18 protein-coding genes are annotated in these 18,349 nt (G+C 49.2%); 13 read left to right on the forward strand and 5 right to left on the reverse strand.

Annotated features, from left to right (window positions below):
• Window positions 1-149: 149 nt before the first annotated feature.
• Window positions 150-1,349 carry a ParA family protein gene (locus ZX61_RS06125; RefSeq protein WP_049843825.1) on the forward strand — a complete coding sequence of 400 codons (1,200 nt, stop codon included), beginning with the start codon at window positions 150-152 and terminating at the stop codon, window positions 1,347-1,349.
• Window positions 1,349-2,428 carry a ParB family protein gene (locus tag ZX61_RS06130; RefSeq protein WP_049843826.1) on the forward strand — a complete coding sequence of 360 codons (1,080 nt, stop codon included), beginning with the start codon at window positions 1,349-1,351 and terminating at the stop codon, window positions 2,426-2,428. Before ZX61_RS06125 ends, ZX61_RS06130 begins: the two co-directional genes overlap by 1 nt.
• Before the next feature lie 106 nt (window positions 2,429-2,534).
• On the opposite strand, the gene ZX61_RS06135 is transcribed toward ZX61_RS06130, so the two are convergent.
• Window positions 2,535-3,689, reverse strand: a complete 1,155-nt coding sequence (locus tag ZX61_RS06135; protein WP_049843827.1) for an MFS transporter — start codon at window positions 3,687-3,689, stop codon at window positions 2,535-2,537.
• 75 nt (window positions 3,690-3,764) lie between these two features.
• Here ZX61_RS06135 and ZX61_RS23950 point away from each other — a divergent pair, with 75 nt between their 5' ends.
• The gene (locus tag ZX61_RS23950) at window positions 3,765-3,953 is read left to right on the forward strand and encodes a hypothetical protein (protein ID WP_138922211.1); all 189 of its coding nucleotides are present in this window, start codon (window positions 3,765-3,767) and stop codon (window positions 3,951-3,953) included.
• A 1,614-nt stretch (window positions 3,954-5,567) separates the two neighbouring features.
• Complete coding sequence (locus ZX61_RS06140) at window positions 5,568-7,013, forward strand: tryptophanase (protein ID WP_004744288.1); 1,446 nt, start codon at window positions 5,568-5,570, stop codon at window positions 7,011-7,013.
• 136 nt (window positions 7,014-7,149) lie between these two features.
• On the opposite strand, the gene ZX61_RS06145 is transcribed toward ZX61_RS06140, so the two are convergent.
• A complete protein-coding gene (locus tag ZX61_RS06145; RefSeq protein WP_004744287.1) occupies window positions 7,150-7,866 on the reverse strand; it encodes a helix-turn-helix domain-containing protein in 717 nt (238 codons plus the stop codon).
• A 505-nt stretch (window positions 7,867-8,371) separates the two neighbouring features.
• Here ZX61_RS06145 and ZX61_RS06150 point away from each other — a divergent pair.
• A complete protein-coding gene (locus ZX61_RS06150; RefSeq protein ID WP_004744286.1) occupies window positions 8,372-8,779 on the forward strand; it encodes a winged helix-turn-helix domain-containing protein in 408 nt (135 codons plus the stop codon).
• A 238-nt stretch (window positions 8,780-9,017) separates the two neighbouring features.
• Here ZX61_RS06150 and ZX61_RS06155 read toward each other — a convergent pair whose 3' ends face one another.
• The gene (locus tag ZX61_RS06155) at window positions 9,018-9,941 is read right to left on the reverse strand and encodes a LysR family transcriptional regulator (protein WP_004744285.1); all 924 of its coding nucleotides are present in this window, start codon (window positions 9,939-9,941) and stop codon (window positions 9,018-9,020) included.
• Window positions 9,942-10,057: 116 nt separating this feature from the next.
• On the opposite strand from ZX61_RS06155, the gene ZX61_RS06160 reads away from it, so the two are divergent.
• The 4 genes from ZX61_RS06160 to ZX61_RS06175 all read left to right on the forward strand — a co-directional run bounded on the left by ZX61_RS06160 (window position 10,058) and on the right by ZX61_RS06175 (window position 13,125).
• Window positions 10,058-10,726 (forward strand): SDR family oxidoreductase, encoded by a 669-nt coding sequence (locus ZX61_RS06160; RefSeq protein ID WP_049843828.1) that lies wholly within the window; start codon window positions 10,058-10,060, stop codon window positions 10,724-10,726.
• 30 nt (window positions 10,727-10,756) lie between these two features.
• Window positions 10,757-11,386: a GrxB family glutaredoxin gene (locus ZX61_RS06165; protein ID WP_049843829.1), complete on the forward strand. Its 630-nt coding sequence runs from the start codon at window positions 10,757-10,759 to the stop codon at window positions 11,384-11,386.
• Between the two features lie 10 nt (window positions 11,387-11,396).
• Entirely contained in the window at window positions 11,397-12,488 is a 1,092-nt protein-coding gene (locus tag ZX61_RS06170; RefSeq protein WP_049843830.1) for an alkene reductase, read from the forward strand.
• A 103-nt stretch (window positions 12,489-12,591) separates the two neighbouring features.
• Complete coding sequence (locus ZX61_RS06175; RefSeq protein ID WP_049843831.1) at window positions 12,592-13,125, forward strand: YbhB/YbcL family Raf kinase inhibitor-like protein; 534 nt, start codon at window positions 12,592-12,594, stop codon at window positions 13,123-13,125.
• A 43-nt stretch (window positions 13,126-13,168) separates the two neighbouring features.
• Here ZX61_RS06175 and ZX61_RS06180 read toward each other — a convergent pair whose 3' ends face one another.
• On the reverse strand, window positions 13,169-14,758 hold the full coding sequence (locus tag ZX61_RS06180) for a peptide ABC transporter substrate-binding protein (RefSeq protein WP_004744280.1): 1,590 nt from the start codon (window positions 14,756-14,758) through the stop codon (window positions 13,169-13,171).
• A gap of 433 nt (window positions 14,759-15,191) precedes the next feature.
• Between ZX61_RS06180 and ZX61_RS06185 the strand changes: the two genes are divergently transcribed.
• Window positions 15,192-15,452: an H-NS family histone-like protein gene (locus ZX61_RS06185; protein ID WP_004744279.1), complete on the forward strand. Its 261-nt coding sequence runs from the start codon at window positions 15,192-15,194 to the stop codon at window positions 15,450-15,452.
• Window positions 15,453-15,622: 170 nt separating this feature from the next.
• Window positions 15,623-15,922, forward strand: a complete 300-nt coding sequence (locus tag ZX61_RS06190) for a hypothetical protein (RefSeq protein WP_235431299.1) — start codon at window positions 15,623-15,625, stop codon at window positions 15,920-15,922.
• On the opposite strand, the gene ZX61_RS06195 is transcribed toward ZX61_RS06190, so the two are convergent.
• On the reverse strand, window positions 15,917-17,155 hold the full coding sequence (locus ZX61_RS06195; RefSeq protein ID WP_049843833.1) for an aromatic amino acid transporter: 1,239 nt from the start codon (window positions 17,153-17,155) through the stop codon (window positions 15,917-15,919). The genes ZX61_RS06190 and ZX61_RS06195 overlap by 6 nt on opposite strands.
• Before the next feature lie 496 nt (window positions 17,156-17,651).
• Between ZX61_RS06195 and ZX61_RS06200 the strand changes: the two genes are divergently transcribed.
• A complete protein-coding gene (locus tag ZX61_RS06200; protein WP_004744276.1) occupies window positions 17,652-18,011 on the forward strand; it encodes a hypothetical protein in 360 nt (119 codons plus the stop codon).
• A complete protein-coding gene (locus ZX61_RS06205; RefSeq protein ID WP_004744275.1) occupies window positions 18,001-18,279 on the forward strand; it encodes a hypothetical protein in 279 nt (92 codons plus the stop codon). Before ZX61_RS06200 ends, ZX61_RS06205 begins: the two co-directional genes overlap by 11 nt.
• The last annotated feature ends 70 nt before the right edge of the window (window positions 18,280-18,349 follow it).

The raw sequence follows: 18,349 nt of genomic DNA on the forward strand, positions 1-18,349 counted from the left end.
TTGCTTTGAGGGTTCAAGCAAACTTTTCTGTCGACTATCTCTCCCCTACTCTGCGAAAACGACAATATATTTAGGTATTCCATCATTTTTTGTTGTGTGAAATGAAAAATAGAGGATATACTAAATCCAGAAACTTGGTGGAGATAGAAATGGATACTCTGCAAACTACTGCAACCTTTCAGAATTTAAAAGAAGGGGCGGATCGCTACATTAAGCGCCGCAATCTTCGTTTGTTGGCAAATCATCGCAAAGAATTACGCAACTTTACTCGTGCCGAAGCATCGGCGTATTTGGGCATCGATGCAAAAACCTTAGACAAGTACGTGGCAACGGCGGGCATCGATCCTCGTCGCCATGAAGACTCTCAATGGTCGATAGACATTGGTGAGATGTATCAAGTCCGTGATCTGCTACCTGAAGCTTTGCGCAAAGATCCCAAATTTGTCCGCCAGTCGAATCAGAAGATGCAGGTTTTGGTGATCCAGAATCAAAAAGGCGGTGTGGGTAAAACGGTCTCTGCGGCTACCATCGCCTCCGGCTTGGCAACGGAATTTCACCAAGAATACCGTGTTGGGTTGATTGATATGGACGGCCAGGCAACGTTGTCTATGTACTACGCACCTGAATCTGAGCTTGAAGGCTGCCTATCCATTGGCGATCTGATGATGCGCAATTTTGAGTTGGATGAAGGCGAAACCTTTGAGCAAGCGGTGTCTGAGTCGTTTCTTGAAACGACAATCCCAAATTTACGCATCTTACCGGCGTCGCAAACAGACCGGGCGATTGAAGGCTGGTTTCATGAGCAGGTGTTCAGTCAGAAGCTCGCCACGCCGTACTCTTTGTTGAGTGACATTATCGCTTCGGTTCAAGATGAATTCGATATCTTGATCATCGATACCCCGCCTTCGTTGGGGTACGCGACGTACAATGCGTATTATGCGGCAAGCAGTGTGGTCTTCCCGTTGTCGATCACTGAAAATGATATCGACGCAACGTGCTCTTATTTCAGCTACATTCCTCAAGTCTGGGCACTGTTAGCCAACGCCGAGCACCAAGGCTACGATTTTATGAAAATCTTGCTGACCAATCACAGAGACAGTTCGACAACCACAGAGCTGATGAACAGTTTGTACGATCATTTCTCCACCTATTTGTATTCGAAGGAATTCAAGCACAGTGAAGCCGTTCGTCAGTCTTCTTCGCTCCTGTCGACGGTATTCGACATGTCTAAGAGCGAATACCCTAAGAGCAAGGCGACCTTTCAAGGGGCGCAGCAGAATGCGTATGAAGTCACCAGTCAGATACTGCGCGACATCGTGAATGTATGGCGTGAAGAGGAGCAAGACTAATGGCAAAAAAACGTGGCGCGATCAGTCCGTTAGGCAACACCGTTGGATCTGAAGAAGCGCAGAAAAACGCCCGTGAAGCCAATCTAGAGTCACTGAGCCGTCAATTGAGCTCTGAGTTGGAAAAAGCCGGAGAAAGCACGCACGCGTTCTTAGCGCGCCAATTTGGCCTGGAATCGGTGGGTCAGGCGGTGGAATGGCGGCTTGCTTCGGGACAGTGTGTTCAATTTCACGAAGTGACCCTCTCTTATGAACAGGTTAAGCAAGACACTTTTGTCACCTTTGACATTAATGGTCGCGATCAGTCGCTGCTAACCCCGGAGTCGTTAGCTGATCTGGATTCACTGGAATATCAGCAGTTTTACCCTGCGGTTGGTCGTGAAGTCGAAGGGAAAATTGATATCCTTGATGGCTCTCGACGTCGTGCTTGGTTTTTGCTCCAGCAAGGGAAAGTGGCCACATTTCGTTTATTGGTGACCAAAGCCACCATAACGGTCAATGACGCTAAAGCGCTTGCCAAGCAATTGCAAACGGCCAAAGAGCATAACCCAAGAGAGATTGGTCTACAGTGTCTGACCCTTATGCAGCAGGATGGGCGCACTCAGGAAGACGTTGCGAAAATGCTCAACATCAGTCGACAAAGCGTGGGTCGTGCGGTAAAGGCGGCCAGTATCGATGAACGGCTCATCGCCCTCTTCCCAGTTGTGAATGAGCTTTCTCACACCGACTATGAACTTTTGCACAAAGTCATGAAGCATTTTGAGTCGTTGCCAGATAAGCTGTCTCACTTCATCGAGTGCCTGAGTTCGGAGTCCCCTCAAGCGTCTGAGGTGAACAATCGCAAAGAGCAGCGCGTCGAACAGATCAAAGCGGCGCTCAAGTTTGAAACGGCGAAGACGAAAACCGAGAGCGATGTCGTGATCACGCCACTGACAACGTTTTCTTCGAAAAGCATGTACGCCAGAAAACGCATTAAGGGCCGTGCCTTTAGTTACGAGTTTGCGCGTTTGCCTAAGTCAGTGCAAGAGTCACTCGATGAGGCGATTGCCTCTGTGCTGAGTGACTATCAGCAAGACAAATAGCGCTGACGCGACTCTGTCCCCTGAAAGCCTGATCTCCTGTCGTGGTGATCAGGTTTTTTTGTGCCCGTTTTTTGGAGGGAGACAGTGTGATGCTCTAAAAGTTGCGTTACTTCGGCTGCGGAATCCGTTTGACGACAAGAAGTGCAATGATTGCAAACAAGGCCGCCAAGGCGAAGCTCCACTCTGCGCCGTAGTGTTCACCCAGTGTGGTGATGATGAAGGGCGCGATCGCCCCGCCGAGCCATCGGATGAAATTATAGGCAGCAGAAGAAACCGACGTGTCACAATTGGGGGTTTCCAACGCCAGCTCAGTAAACAGCGTATTCACGATCCCAAAACAAGCGCCACACAAGATGACTCCGGCGCAGAGCCAGCCGCGCTGCGGGACGGTTGATTGGACCAACCACGCCATTAGCAGCATAAGAATAAACAGCACCACCATGCACACGGTTAAAATGGTTTTCGGCGTTTGGTGCGTTTTCCATTTTGAGGTCACGATGGTGGATGTGATGGCGAGCGCCAATCCCCAGCCGAAAAACACCAGTCCGACGCTGACTACACCGAGGTGAAGAACGAAGGGAGCGTAGGCAAGAATGGTAAAGAACACAAAGTTGTAAAAAAATGCCGCCACGCTGATGTTGAGTAAATTGGGGGTTCGCAGTGCTTTGAGGGCGACCAACCCTCTCCCGGGGTGCCGCTGTGAGGGGGTACGTGGCACCCACTTAGTGACAGCGCCTCCAGCAACCAGCATTAAGACTGCCGTTCCAACAAATGGATAGCGCCAAGACATTTGACCAAGTGCGGCTCCCAATAGCGGCCCACAGGCAATGCCAGCGCCCAATGCGGCTTCATAATACTTAATAGGGCGAGCACGATTATCGTGTGACAATGTCACCAGCAAGGTGAGTGCAGTGGCCACAAACAAGGCATTGCCCAGCCCCCACCCACTTCGATAGCCAATCAATTGATAGACCGATGTTGCTGTTCCGCAGGCTAAGGCAAACAGAGAAATCGCGATGGATCCAAGCACCATGGTTCTTTTGAGTCCTAGGTGGTTCGCGGTATAGTCGGTGGCCAGCATCATAATGGCGGTGATAAAAAAGTAGCTCGAAAAGAGCAGCGAAACTTGACTGGGAGTGGCGTGCAGTCCTTGAGATATCGACACCAAAATGGGGTCGACCAATCCGATCCCCATAAAGCCGACAATCGTTGCAATGAGCACGGCTCTAATCGCTAACCTATTTGAAGGGATGAGGGTCATGGTTCCTCCAGTGTTGGGTGGAATCAATCCGATAGGCTTCGTCAGCCTACGGGGTTGTTTTGTATCGAGTGGTAGATGACTCAATTTTGCGATGACGTCAGGCGGCAGATCCAGTTATTCATATTTATTATTGCTTACGGTCGCTTGACTTGTGTTGAGGTAACGGTCGTGGTGCCACTTTCTTTGACGACTCAGCCTCACTCATTCCTTAAGATGAGCGTGATGGTCAATCGAACGCAGGGCATAGGCGACAAACTAGGCTAGAAATAAGGGACACCACACGGCATTAATCTCCTCCTCTCTAGTCGATAAAGACACGTTACTACACATGGAATTTGGTTTGTTTTCTGCATAACAACGCTCATCGGTGGCGACACCCACGCATACCGCTGCAGAGAGGCCGGGAGATGACGGCAAAAAAGCGTCTCAACGCTTGTGCGAAATCGTCCGTGTAACGGGTGTATTGGTCTGTAGAACAGTGTTGAGTTTTCTTGCTGATCCCCAATTGCCCCTGCGCTCTAGCTCGGCCCAAGGCTTTAAGCGTGGTAGTGGCTGCTGAGATGACGTTCGTGCCCGTATCGCGTGAAGGCCGACCGCCCTCACCTCCCATAGAATGTTGTCAATGCTCAGGCTGGGCATCATGCCGAGCGCAAGAATGGCACGGTGGTTGAGTTGGCGTTCGTCGAGTCTCTGCCGATGATGCGTGAAGGCCGGCCGACCTCCCCTCCCCTAGAATGTTGTCAATGCTCAGGCTGGGCATCGTGCCTAGCGCAAGAATGGCGTGGCGGTTGAGCTGCCGTTTGTCGAATGACTTCCAGTGGAGTGTGAAGGCTGGCCGACCTCCCCTCCCCTAGAATGTTGTCAATGCTCAGGCTGGGCATCATGCCTAGCGCAAGAATAGCGGTGGTTGAGTTGGCATTCGTCGAATGACTGCAAGTGGCGTGTGAAGGCAGGCCACCCTCACTTCCCATAGAGTGTTGTCAATGCTCAGGCTGGGCATCATTGCTTAGCGCAAGAATGGCGTTGTGGTTGAGCTGCCGTTTGTCGAGCCTCTGCCGGTGATGCGTGAAGACAGGCCGCCCTCACCTCCCATAGAGTGTTGTCAATGCTCAGGCTGGGCATCATGCTTAGCGCAAGAATGACGTGGTGGTTGAGCTGCCGTTTGTCGAGCCTCTGCCGGTGATGCGTGAAGGCAGGCCGCCCTCACTTCCCATAGAATACTGTCAATGCTCAGGCTGGGCATCATGCCTAGCGCAAGAATGGCGTGGTGGTTGAGCTGCCGTTTGTCGAGTGTTTGCCAGTAATGTGTGAAGACCGCCCGCCCTCACCTGCCATAGAATGTTGTCAATGCTCAGGCTGGGCATTATGTCTAGCGCAAGAATGGCGTGGTGGTTGAGCTCCCGTTTGTCGAGTGTTTGCCAGTAATGCGTGAAGGCCGCCCGCCCCCACCTCCCCTAGAATGTTGTCAATGCTCAGGCTGGGCATCATGCCTAGCGCAAGAATAGCGTGGTGGTTGAGTTGGTATTCGTCGAGTTTCTGCCAGTGGTGCGTGAAGGCAGGCCGCTCTCACCTGCCTTAGAATGTTGTCAATGCCCAGGCTGGGCATTATGCCTAGCGCAAGAATAGCGGTGGCGGCTGAACTGCCGTTTGCCGAGGGCTTGTCAGTATTGCGTGAAGAAAAATCTCCCTTACCTGCCTTGGAACGATGTCAATGAGCCGTCGCTGTTGGCTTTTTCATAGAACTGGGCAACCTGCTTATGACGCGATGCGCATCACCGACATAAGTCATTAATGTCTAATAAAGCATAATGAATATAGCGTAAGGCGCGTGAGAGCTAACATCGGACTGTAACTTCAACCTTGAGTAAGGAGCTTTGGATGAAAGTACAATCTGAACCAGCCGCAACGTTCGCGTATAAAACCAAAATGGTAGAGCCAATTACTCTCTTGACGAGAAAAGAGCGAGAATTGGCGCTAGAGAAATGCGGTTATAACCCCTTTGGTCTACAAAGCCGAGAAGTCTATATCGACCTACACACGGATTCTGGAACGAGTGCTTTGAGTCAAGAGCAATGGGCGGCGTTGATGATAGGAGATGAAGCCTATTCTGGTAGTCGTAGCTTCGAAGCGTTAGAAGAGTCGGTTGCTAAGGTGTTCGGCTATCAACACTTCGTGCCTACTCACCAAGGGCGTGGAGCTGAAAAAATTCTGTTCCCTCTTTTAGTGAAGCGATGGAGAGAAATGCGTGGTCACGCGGTTAGCAACAGCAAACCGATCTTTATCTCGAACTTCCACTTTGATACGACTGCTGCGCATGTAGAGCTTGCTGGTGCTAAAGCGTTAAACAGCGTTGTGGATGAAGCCTATGACACAGAGGCCGAGTTTCCTTTCAAAGGAAATATGTGTTTGGTTAAATTGCAGAAACAAATTGACCAATATGGCGCGCAAGCCATCGCCGGTATAGTGATGACTGTGACCTGCAACAGTATGGGAGGTCAGCCAGTATCGATGGAGAATTTGCGTCAAGTGTATGAGTTGGCGCATGGGTACCGTATACCTGTGGTGATTGACTCTGCCAGATTTGCCGAAAACGCGTACTTCATTAAGCAACGTGAAGAGGGCTATGCCGACAGCGCCATCATCGATATTGTTCGTGAAATGTATGAATACAGTGACATGTTAACGCTGTCAGCGAAAAAAGACCCAATGGTCAACATCGGTGGATTGCTTGCTGTTAAGCAGAACGAAGATCTGTTCCGCCAAGTCCAAATGCTGTGTATCGTTAATGAAGGGTTTGTTAGTTACGGTGGGCTTGCAGGGCGTGATATTCAATGCCTCGCCGTCGGTTTGCTAGAAGCCGTAGACGAAAATTACCTGAGAGCGCGAATTGCGCAAGTAGAGTACTTTGGTCAATTGCTTAAAGACGCGGGTATCCCAATACAAACTCCGGTGGGGGGACACGCAATCTTTATCAATGCGGGGCTGTTGTTGCCACATATACCGCCAGGGCAGTTTCCTGGTCATGCACTTGCCAACGCGCTGTATCTCGAAGGTGGGATTCGTACTGCGGAGATTGGCTCTTTTCTGCTAGGCCGTGATCCAGAGACTGGGATGCAAAAAACCAGTGAAGTTGAATTGACGAGATTGGCAATCCCTAGGCGGGTATATTCTAATGAACAGCTTATCTATGTTGTTGACGTGTTGAAGAAAATCAAAGCCCATGCGAAAAATATTGTTGGCTATGAGTTTACTTATGAACCACCAGTACTTCGTCATTTTCTTGCGCGCTTAAAGCCAGCAGGAAAATTGAACAGCATTGATTAATAGACGCAATCAAGTATCCATTGATGGATGTCTGGAGGAGGATCGAAAATGATTGACGATGCTCGTCTGTCTGTACAGCAACCTCCTTCATCACATCATTCTACACATGGCTTGAATCATAAGAGTTCTGAAATTTCTATGGCTGGGATAAGAGATGCCCATTATCGTGAGACGACGTCAGGTGGAGGCAATAGCCTCGACCTCGACTCGTCTTGATCAATTTCTCGCCAAACGTGCGAGACAGCTTTTTGCGTAACCGGCATATTAAGACGCGAATAGAGGCTTGCTGATTGAGAGAATCTTCACGAATTGCAATGGTAATGTCGCTCATTGAAACGGGGGCATTACAATGGACGAACAAGTAGGCTAGCAAGTCGAACTCGCTGGTTGTTAATAAGGCATGTTGACGACGGTAGCTTAAGCTGCGTGAATGAAAATGCAGCGTCATTCTGTCGTAAGCTAGATGGGTGTACTCAAACTTGTGTTTCCAGTCACTGATGATTTTGTGCAGCCTTGCGTACATTGTTAACTTGGAACAAGGCAGAGACTGCCACTGGATCAGACTTTGGCAGCGAGTCTTCCGTCGAGGAGCAGGGTGTGCGATCTGTGTTACCCATAAAATTGGTGCAGTGAAATAGGGCAGTTGCGGATGAGTTGCGGTCAACCAATGCGTCAATGACGCGAAACTTTTGGCGTAGACAATACAGTCAAAAGGATGCAATTGATCATAGTTGGCGTAGTCCCGAGGTTCGCCAACGATACTGACGCGAATATTTGATTGAGACATGAGTTGTAAGACTTGCGCAGTACGCTGAAGGGTCTCATCAGCGATCAATAAGATTTGAATAGTCATCGGTTTTCTGCCATTACGTAAACTTGGATTATTTATGTCAATAAGCAATTAATTTCGCAATTTATTAGTGTTTTTTAAGTTGGTGAAACCACTAGTTTGACCGACAAACAACGAAACTTTTAAAATGTCACACTGTCACACTGTCACACTGTCACACTGTCACGCATTGTCGACTTTGGAAGCCAATGAAACGAAAGTCTGGTGGTCGTTCCGATTTATTTGCCTCGACCTTGACGAGGTTAGGGGAGGGGGCATTACGGGCAATCGGCGCACGCATTCAGGGCTAAGGGCAATAATATAATTTAATAATTGTCAAAATGTTGCAGCGCCTTATTATATTAGCTTTGCCTTAAATAAATGAAATCTAATAATAAATAACGATAAATTATTATTAAGTTTGAATCCTTAAACGAACTCTGCAAAGTATTCGCTCTAATTAAGTAGTTGAAATAATAAAGTAAATTATTACAAATAGAGTTAGGAGTGACGGCTGAGGAGGTAAAACATGTATGACATTGAGTGTAGAAAAATTTCATGTGCATTTTGTCGAGAGGTACAAGCGATAGAGCACGTGTTAGGGATCAGTGTTAGGTCGTGTGAAGGCAAACTGTTTATTGTGTTGGGGGAAAAGCGAATGGGGTGCAGTCAAAATGCAGTCCGAGCGCTGTGCTACTTGTGCCAGAAAAAAGATTATTTGGTTTCCAAGTCGGATATCGAAGCTTATGTTTGGCAAGGCGGGGTAGTGGGGATGAGCAGTTTACCGGTCTTGATGCATGAGGTGCGGCGTTTGATCAGACATAGTCGCTTTGAAATTGTCACGATCCGCAATAAAGGTTTTGTTTTCCATGATGCCAAGCAAAAACGTTTATTAGAGCAGAGTCGCGTCATCCACCAGCAAGCGGTCAACACCTGATGAGCGTCGATAATAATCCATGTTAAATTCTATTAATTCTATATCGACACAAATACGATATAATGGTGCTAGGATCAATTCTGCGTTGAGTTCTTGATAGGCATTCCCTATGGTGGTCCCACACGTCCAGGGTGAACGACAAAGTGTTGTAGGGAGTGACACTGTGCTTATCAGACCGACTACCTGCAAGCAGAATTGATCCGCTTCAATGCCTTTCTGTAGTGGTCGTTTGGATGGTTCAAGCCTCCTCGAGTGATTTGAAACGCTCAATCAAGAAATCGAGAAACAGCCGCAAGCGTTTAGGTTGATACTGCCGGCTGAGATATATGGCATTGAGATCCGCACCGTAGGAAGATGTCGAAGCGTTGAAGTTTTTCATATAGCCATTGAGAAGGGTGACAAGGCGTTGTTGTTTAATGTCGGCCTGGACGTCGAGTATGGATTTCAAGGCAATACCGGCCCCATCCAGCGCCCACTGGCGTATGACTTCACCATCGTCGGAAAATCGCTTTGGCATGACGGTGATGGCATTATGCTGCTCTTCATCTTGAAAGTGCCATGTTTTCAATTCTTCGTTGCTTCTAACCATGGCTAAACAGTCATGGTTAGCCAAGTCCTGTGGTGTGATCGGAGTACCTTTCTGCGCCAAATAACTCGGTGAAGCGCATAAGACACGTCGACTTGATGCCAGTTTTCGCGAAATCAGATTGCTGTCTGCCAGCTCTCCGTAGCGTATCACGATATCCAACCCAGACTCGGCTAAGTTCGACAAATTGTCGTTGAGGTACAAGTAGGGGATGACTTCAGGGTACAGGTCACTGAACTCGGATAAAAGCGGCGAAATGTACTGTTTACCAATATCTCGTGGCGCAGAGATTTTCAGTGTCCCCCGAACGTCATTGGTGCCAGTTTGGAGTAAGTTTTCCGTTTCATTGACGCTATCGATGATCGCAAGACAGGCCTGATGATACGTTGCGCCCGAGTCGGTTAACGAGATATGTCGGGTACTGCGATTGAGTAATTTGACACCGTAGCGAGCCTCCAATGATTGCAAGCGCGCTGTGACCGTCGCGGGCGATAACCCCAATTCTCGGCCAGCGGCAGCAAGGCCGGCATTTTTCACGATGCTGACAAACAGCGTCATGTCTGAAAACTTATCCATGAACTCTCCCCATCGATTATTCAGTTCAATAAAATAATCAATTCGAATAATACTTAATTATCAATTTTTTTCCAATGCTTATACTGACTTCATTGTCATGGGATGGGAGAGAAGTGATGCAAACCAAACAGACGATTTACGTGGTGGTCGGTGGGACATCCGGTATCGGAGCGCACCTGGCGAAACAACTAGAAAGCGAAGAGACCGTGGTGCATGTCGTGAGTCGTCGAACCGGCGTGGATATTGGGGATGAACAAGCGATACGTCGCTATTTCGACACTGTTGGTGCGTTCGATCATCTTATTGTCACTGCGGGCTCTTCTGCCCCCTCTGGTAAGGTTGTCGATGTTGACATTGCCCAAGCAAAAGGGGCCTTCGATACCAAGTTTTGGGGGGCGATTCACGCCGCGAAACACGGCGCACAATACATCCGCGAAGGAGGATCGATCACGCTGACTTCAGGGATGTTGGCCCGAAAAACCGTAGCAAGTACATACGTAAAAGCGGCCATCAATGCCGCCATGGAAGCGACCGCTAAAGTGCTAGCAAAAGAGTTGGCGCCGATCCGTGTCAATGTTGTGAGCCCCGGCTTAATTCAAACAGACGCGTACAAAAACATGAGTGAGGCAGACAGAACGGCGATGTATGAACGTACGCGCCATCATTTGCCTGTTGGCAAAGTCGGTGAAACCACGGATGTGACGCAGGCGTACCAACTTGCTATTCAAAATGCGTACATGACCGGCGCCGTTATTGATGTGGATGGAGGAGCGCTGCTTGGCTAACGTCTTTCCCCCTTTGATGAGGAGTCTAATGTGACACTGTACATCTATGAACATTGCCCATTTTGCGCCCGAGTGCGTTATGTCGCCGCCGTGCTTAACATCCCGCTCAACGTGGTGATCGTTGCGTATGACGACGATACGACCACGGTGGACTTGATTGGGGCAAAACAAGTGCCTGTATTGCGTAAAGAGGATGGAGAATGCGTGGCGGAAAGCTTGGATATCATCGATTACTTGATTGAACTGGCGGGGCCGAGTGACCACCGCAAGCCTTCTTTAGCCGCCTTAAAATGGCAACAAGCCGCGTTTTTGCCTCTACAAAAACTGGGGTATCCGCGCTGGGCGGAGATGGGATTGCCCGACTTTTCAACCGAATCAGCGCGTTGGGCTTGGCGGATCAAGAAAGAAACTGAGGCGCTAAATTTCGATGCCTTGCTGCGTGATACTGACGATATCGCCAAAGACGTTGAGGGGCTGATCATCGAGGCGAAAGAGATCTTACATCTCGGTGGCGAACTGCAAGCGAGGCTCGTCGATGAGGCGCTTGTGTTCTCGTTGTTACGCGGTTTTTGCAGCGCCACCGCCATCCAGTGGGACGCCGCTGTGAAAAATTGGCTGCTGTCGGCAAGTCATAACACCAACATACCCCTACTTAAGTAAGGATTCCCAAATGAGTAAACTTTTTGAAGCGGTGCAGTTACCAGAGCTGGCGTTAAAAAATCGAGTGGTCATGGCGCCCATGACGCGTGCTCGTACTAGCCAGCCGGGTAATGTCCCAAACCGATTGATGGCAACGTACTATGCGCAGCGCGCCGGTGCGGGGTTGATCATCTCAGAGGCCACCCAGATTTCAGATGATTCGCAAGGGTATTCGTTTACCCCTGGTGTATACACGGATGAGCAAGTGGCAGGCTGGAGAGCAGTGACTCAAGCGGTCAAAGAGCAAGGCGCCGCGATGTACTGCCAACTGTGGCATGTCGGACGCGTATCTCATCCCACTTTCCAACAAGGTCGCGCCCCGCTCGCGCCTTCGGCATTGAAGCCCGTTGGCACTCAAGTGTGGATTGCGGATGAACAAGGTGAGGGCCACATGGTTGACTGTATCGAACCTAGGGCGATGAACCAAGCTGACATTGATCGGGTGGTTAGTGACTTTGCTTCGGCGGCCAAACGAGCCATGCAAGCGGGCTTTGATGGTGTCGAGATTCATGGTGGCAATGGCTACCTCATCGATCAGTTTTTACGGACCAACTCTAACCATCGAACGGATCAATACGGTGGGACGCGAGAAAATCGAATTCGCTTTTTGCTGGATGTTGTGGATGCAGTGAGCGCAGCGATAGGCGCGAATAACGTTGGCGTACGACTTGCCCCGTTCATTACGTTCAAAGACATGAATTGTCCCGATATTGTGCCAACGATTTTAGCAGCGTCAAAGCAGTTACAAGCGCGCGAGATTGCGTATCTGCATTTATCGGAAGCCGACTGGGATGACGCGCCCGTTATCCCTGACAGTTTTCGTATTGCTCTGCGTGAATGTTTTACTCACCCAATTATTGTGGCCGGTCGCTACACGCAGGCTCGAGCCGATGAAATCCTTGAGAAAGGGTATGCAGATTTGGTGGCATTTGGTCGACCGTTTGTTTCAAACCCCGACTTGGTCACCCGACTCAAACATCAACACGCTTTGGCGGAGTTCGACGGCGCGACGCTCTTTGGTGGGGATGAACGCGGCTATACTGACTATCCCTCGTATGGCTAACGGCGCAAGGTATAACGTCCCCGCGTTGGGGGCAATGGATTGGGTGTTGACGCGCTTAGGCGTCAACACGGTGGCTTTTTAAACAACGTAGGAAAGGACAGCAATGAAAGGGATAGCCAAAACAATACTGGCAGTAGGTATCATGACGGTGAGCTCGGCGCAGGCGTTTGAGCTGACGAGCGATGACATTCGCGAAGGTCATCCGATGGACAAGACCTTTGAGTTTCAGGGGTGGGGGTGTGAGGGTGGTAACCTGTCGCCGCAATTGACGTGGAAGGGGCCCCCACCAGGAACCAAGAGCTTCGCGATCTCGGTGTACGATCCAGATGCCCCAACAGGCAGTGGCTTTTGGCATTGGTTGGCGTTTAATATTCCGGCGTCTGTCCATACCCTGCCGCGCGGCGCAGACATTAAAAAGTTAGGTGGAACGGAATCACGCATTGATTTTGGCACTGCTGGCTTTGGTGGGGCATGCCCACCCGTGGCAGATGGCATGCATCGCTATCAGTTTACCGTTTGGGCTTTACCGACGGCGAAACTGGAATTAGATGAGCAAACGCCCGCCGCGGTGGTTGGGTTCACTTTAAATAGTCTGGCGCTGGACAAAGTCACATTAACAGCGACTTATACGCGCTAGTTGTCGTTAGGCGGGGCTTGCTCGTCGTTTGAGGCGCGTTCACTTACGGCGTTTTTGGTGGTGGTTGTAGTGAAAGATCCTTACTGTAAAGAGCCGCTGGGTAACCAGGGTCGTACCCTTGTAGTCTTGGTGTCGCGAGCCGATTTGTGACGCCAAAGTATAAAGGGATCAGTGGCATGGTACCCCAAAGGTGCTCCTCGGCTTGCTGGTAGAAATGGACGCGTTCTGCGGTGGTGTCTGCGAGGCTGGCTTTCTCAAGGAGTGAGTCATAGAAGCGGTTGTGATAGTACTTTCCGCCGAGTGCATCACTGGCCAAGTAAGAAAGAAACGCACTGGCCTCATTGTAGTCCGCGCACCACCCCATGCGAGCGATTTGATATTCTCCCAGTCGAGTGCTAGAGAGGTAACTTTTCCACTCTTGGTTGAGTAGTTCGACTTTGACAGGCAAGGTTGATTGCCACATTGCACTGATGGCTAAGGCGATTTTTTTGATCGAATCGCTGGTGTTGTATAGGAGCGTTAGGTGCAGAGGGTGGTCTTTTGTATACCCAGCTTGTGCGAACAACTGCCGAGCAAATGAATCTCGGCGACTCTGCGTGAGATTGGCTAAGGCAGGTTGCCAGTTCGGGGCAGCTTGCGTTGTCGGGGGGATCAAATGGTAGGCAGGGATTTGGCCTTGTGCAAGCAGACGATCGGTAAGCACATTTCGGTCGATGGCGTAAGCCAGTGCCTGACGTATTCGAACGTCGTTAAGCGGGGGACGTAACGTATTAAATTGGTAAAACTCTGTGCATAGATTGGGTTTACGCAAAAGGCTCTCTGGCTGTTCTCGACGCAGTCGGGTGTAGTGCTCTAGAGGGACTGTAGAAGTGAGGTCTATCTCCCCCGTCATAAAGCGGTACATCTCAGAGATCGGGTTGTTAAGCGCGAGGTAGGTCACTCGTTCAAGCTCGGTATTGGCATGATCCCAGTAACTGGGGTTTCGGCCAAGCTCTAGACGTTCGTTAATCACCCACTCCATCAACAGGAAGGCGCCATTGGTCACGATATGTTGAGGTTGAGTCCAGTGATCACCAAAACGTTGTATCGTTTTTTGATGGACAGGAAGAAAGCTTGTGTGCGCCAGCATATGGACAAAGTAGGGTACAGGGCGATCGAGTTCGACAAGGAGAGAATGAGGGCTCTCTGATTTGACCCCCAGTGCTGAGACTGGAGAGGCACCATCAATGATCGCTTGAGCGCCTCGAATGTGCGCCGCGCTGAGAAACCAGGCATACGGAGAAGCGGTATTAGGGTCGACCGCTCGGCGCCAACTGTAAACATAGTCCTGGGCCGTGACGGGCTCGCCGTTTGACCAAAAAATGTCGTCGCGAAGGGTAAAGCGGTAGTGTTGATGATCGCTGGTTTGCCAGTGGTGGGCATTGCCGGGCACGAGATCACCGCGGCGGTTGGTGATCACCAGGCCTTCAAACAAATCACGCAGCACATTGCTTTCGGCCACACCTTGCGCTTTATGCGGATCTAAGGTGGCGACTTCGACGCCATTACCGATAGTCAGATGGTCAGCGCTCGCTGATAAAGAAAACAGTGAGAGTAGAATTAGGAGAAAGAGGCGAGTTTGAGCGTTATTCATAAGGCTGGGTCCGGTAGCAAAAAAAAAGCAGTGAGAGGGCTCACTGCAAAACGGGGAGGAACTGTGGAGTCGCCTCGTGGTTTCCATTAATCATCGGAAAGCGCAATTAACTTATGGTTGTTTGTTGACTCATAGTCGCCAACGATCTGTGAATCAACACGACTTAATGTAAACCCAACACTCGTCAACAACTATTTATTAACGCGTATTAAGTGTCATTATTTAATGCACTATAACTAAATTTATTGGTGTGAATACCGCTATACGCATGGGGTTGATTCTAAAAAATAAATTTAAAAACATACAGTTATCATTTAGGCCCATCGCCGGTGTGTAGGTTCACGTTGGGCGAGGTGACGGACTAATAGGGATTGATTTTGCTTGTCGACGAGGCTATATGATGAGTATGAATTTGCGGGAGAAGGGTAGGAATATGGAGATTCAGGAACAACACAAAATTTTATTGAACAAAGGTCGTTTACGGGCACAACTGAAACACTGTTCTAGTGACGATTTGATGTTAGCTATCGACAATCTCACCACCGTGATACAAGAGCGTCGCCAAACGACGTTGAACAACAAACTAGCAAAAATCGCCCAACGGATTGATAGAGAAGGGATCGACGTTTCGTTATTACTTGCTCGACTTGGGCAAATGACCACCTCCGGCTCAACAAGTCAAAATGGCGCTTAATTTGACTGGCCAAGTGATAAACGATCAGCAGCGAACGGGATAATTCAAGGTGGCGAACATGCTGATGCTCAGCCTGAGCATAGACAAGATTGGCGTGTCGATTCGTGATTAGGGCCGTCACCTTAGATCGAACTGCGTTGTTTGCTTTGGTTCTTAGGAATCGAGGGTTTGTGTTGACCGACTCTGGTGATAGCCACACTGGCGAAGAGGTCGTGATTGACTGGCCAGATCCGTCGACCTTGTCCCGTGTGTGTTGGCGGTTATCTTATGCGGGCATACGAGCGGAAACGGGGCTTCATCGATCTCCATGGCGCTCCGCTTGTACGGTTGTGTTGAGTTTAGAGGCGTTCTTGCCGTCCCACTTTGTGGCTGATGACATTGAGGCCATCGCGGGCCTCACCGCTTCAATATTAGGTCAAGATTGCGATCTTAAAAGGACAGGCATCATCATTCATGAACTCCTGCTATGAAAAGGGTGTGCTCCAAAAGACAGGTAAGGCATTGAAGACACTCAATAGATTAATGACAATGATCCCCAGCCCAAAAACAAAGACGATGAGTAAGGTAATGTTTCCACCATACACGCGATAGGTAGGGGAAGGGTTGTGACGCTTTTGGCGGGTTTTATACACTAACAATGCTGGAATGAGGCACATCCAAATTGCTGCGGCTGCGGCGGCCAGCGCAATAGCACTCACAAAACCAAAAGGCAGCAGTAATGAACACAAGAGAGGCGGCAAAAACGTTGCGGCCCAGGTTTTGGTGCGTCCTCGGCGACTGTTATCGAAATGCAACATGTCGGCCAAAAAGTCAAATACCCCCAAACCCACACCGACGAAGCTTGACAACAAAGCGGCGGTCGAAAAGCTGTTGATGAATAAGGTTGTGTAGCGATGGGGAATGAACTGGTTTACCGCTTCAAGTAAGGCGTCAATGTTACCACCTTGTTCGATCACGGCATGGAAAGCAGCCTGAGGTAAGTTACCATAAACGCACACCAGCCATATTGCGTAGCATAGAAAGGCAATAGACGTCCCCCCGATCAGAGAATATTGCGCCATGCGCTCATTGCGATAATAATCGCGCATTGACGAGACGGCATGATGATAACCAAATGAGGCGACGGCGATCGGAAACAGTGCCCAGATGTATTGGCTCTGCTGCCAGCTAACAATGCCCACTACGTGGTCGACATCGATATGAAAGGCCAGTTGAGTCGCACTGAAGGCAAAAGTGAAAATCACGATGATCATCAGTAAAACAGAAAGGCGATCCACCCAAAAAGTGGAATGCCAGACCACGTAAGAAAAGAGGGCAGTAAACGCAATCGAAGCATAGGGCACCGAGATGTCAAGATACTGATGGAGGAGTTGCCCGGCTGAAGAAATGTATGCATACAATAAAATGCCCCCCACGAAGTACACCATGATGTTGTTCAACCAGGTCATTGGGGTACCCAGTAAGTCTTGAGTCAGCGTTGAAAAAGAAGAAGTGTAAGGGTAGGTTTGGAGAACCTCTAGGATCAAGCAGCCACTGAGGGTCATCACTAACATGGTGACAAACATAGTAAAGAGTGACCACAGTGTCCAAGCCCCCGCCCCGACGGTCGGTAGACCAAGCATTCCAGCCCCAATACAGATGCTTGCGATGATGCATACTCCGCCGATCAAAGACGGGTGTTTTGATTGAGATGTTGTTTCCATTGTCAGGTTCGCTCTTATTGTGTCGTCTCGCAAGTCGCTAAGAAGAGACGGCTTTGTTACAGGGGGACGTGACGTTCGGCTAGCGATTTCAATGATGTTGGCAATCTTGGCATTTTGACGCCACTGGCGGCTACTTTATGCGAGCCAGAGATCCGGAGCAGGTTATTACTTTTTATTAACGGTAATAATGTGAAGTCTCAGCGCTGTATGTCATCCGCCTCGTCTGAGAATGATGATTCAGTCTTCTTTCCAACCTAACGTTTCGATTGTATTGATGCTTCCATGGTGATGGGCGATGAATGGGGAATTATTGATAACTTTAGCAGATAATTAGGACTAATAGAGGTGGTGTTTCGGACTTAATATCGAGGTGATTTTCTCCAACTGTCTGATGTAATGGATTTTTTTGAAATTAGTGCAATTGAGTTCATGGTTTGTTTTTAAACATGTTCCGTTAACATATAGCGCATCAACAACGACGTATGAGGAAAGTAACGTGTACCAAGAACTTAGCGAATTGCTCGATGAGATCGGTTACGCTTTTGACAAGCATGAGCTAAAAATCTGTACTCTTCGAGCTCATAAAAATAAGGTTATCAAAGCCATGCTGGCTAAGGCCAGAGAGTTAGAGTTTGATATGTCGACCAACATCGCAAAAAGTGTTCTGTCCTCTATCATTAGCCAAGAAGAGATTGATGAACAAGAAGCCATCGAAATTCTTACCGATTACGTGACAAGTGACGTATCTAAACAGACTACGATGCGTGAACGTTTGTTTGCTGCGGCGATCCGCAAAAGCGAGGATTTTCACATTGTCATGTTACTAAATGGTGAGGGTGCTCGACGTGTTGTATAAAGAAGTACTGCGTGAACGTGCGAAAGAGGCGCTGCGCTGCGCACGCCTGCTTGAACTCAATACCGCTGAGCGCCATACAAAGGTATGTTTGATTGCCTGTATCGCCGATACTGACATCCACATCAACAATATTGGCGAGGTATTAAGCTTGTCTATTTCGAACCCAACGCAACTGTTGGTCGGAGCCTTTGAGAAAAGTGAACTGATTGGACTCATCCAGCCTTTGATCGAGAACAACGGGGAGCCAGTCCTACCGTATCGAAAATAGCTACCTGTGCATTTTAACGCTTTGTTAAGCCGCTACGGTGTCATGGATGCCCGTAGCTTTGTCATTGGCT

Origin of the sequence: Vibrio sp. VPAP30 (genome assembly GCF_001188205.1) — a bacterium.
Taxonomy (GTDB): domain Bacteria; phylum Pseudomonadota; class Gammaproteobacteria; order Enterobacterales; family Vibrionaceae; genus Vibrio; species Vibrio bivalvicida.

Bases quoted from the DNA above. Each gene is read 5' to 3' on its own strand.
- ZX61_RS06125 (WP_049843825.1), top strand. From the start codon at position 150: ATGGATACTCTGCAAACTACTGCAACCTTTCAGAATTTAAAAGAAGGG.
- ZX61_RS06130 (WP_049843826.1), top strand. From the start codon at position 1,349: ATGGCAAAAAAACGTGGCGCGATCAGTCCGTTAGGCAACACCGTTGGA.
- ZX61_RS06135 (WP_049843827.1), bottom strand. From the start codon at position 3,689: ATGACCCTCATCCCTTCAAATAGGTTAGCGATTAGAGCCGTGCTCATT.
- ZX61_RS23950 (WP_138922211.1), top strand. From the start codon at position 3,765: ATGACTCAATTTTGCGATGACGTCAGGCGGCAGATCCAGTTATTCATA.
- ZX61_RS06140 (WP_004744288.1), top strand. From the start codon at position 5,568: ATGAAAGTACAATCTGAACCAGCCGCAACGTTCGCGTATAAAACCAAA.
- ZX61_RS06145 (WP_004744287.1), bottom strand. From the start codon at position 7,866: ATGACTATTCAAATCTTATTGATCGCTGATGAGACCCTTCAGCGTACT.
- ZX61_RS06150 (WP_004744286.1), top strand. From the start codon at position 8,372: ATGTATGACATTGAGTGTAGAAAAATTTCATGTGCATTTTGTCGAGAG.
- ZX61_RS06155 (WP_004744285.1), bottom strand. From the start codon at position 9,941: ATGGATAAGTTTTCAGACATGACGCTGTTTGTCAGCATCGTGAAAAAT.
- ZX61_RS06160 (WP_049843828.1), top strand. From the start codon at position 10,058: ATGCAAACCAAACAGACGATTTACGTGGTGGTCGGTGGGACATCCGGT.
- ZX61_RS06170 (WP_049843830.1), top strand. From the start codon at position 11,397: ATGAGTAAACTTTTTGAAGCGGTGCAGTTACCAGAGCTGGCGTTAAAA.
- ZX61_RS06175 (WP_049843831.1), top strand. From the start codon at position 12,592: ATGAAAGGGATAGCCAAAACAATACTGGCAGTAGGTATCATGACGGTG.
- ZX61_RS06180 (WP_004744280.1), bottom strand. From the start codon at position 14,758: ATGAATAACGCTCAAACTCGCCTCTTTCTCCTAATTCTACTCTCACTG.
- ZX61_RS06185 (WP_004744279.1), top strand. From the start codon at position 15,192: ATGGAGATTCAGGAACAACACAAAATTTTATTGAACAAAGGTCGTTTA.
- ZX61_RS06195 (WP_049843833.1), bottom strand. From the start codon at position 17,155: ATGGAAACAACATCTCAATCAAAACACCCGTCTTTGATCGGCGGAGTA.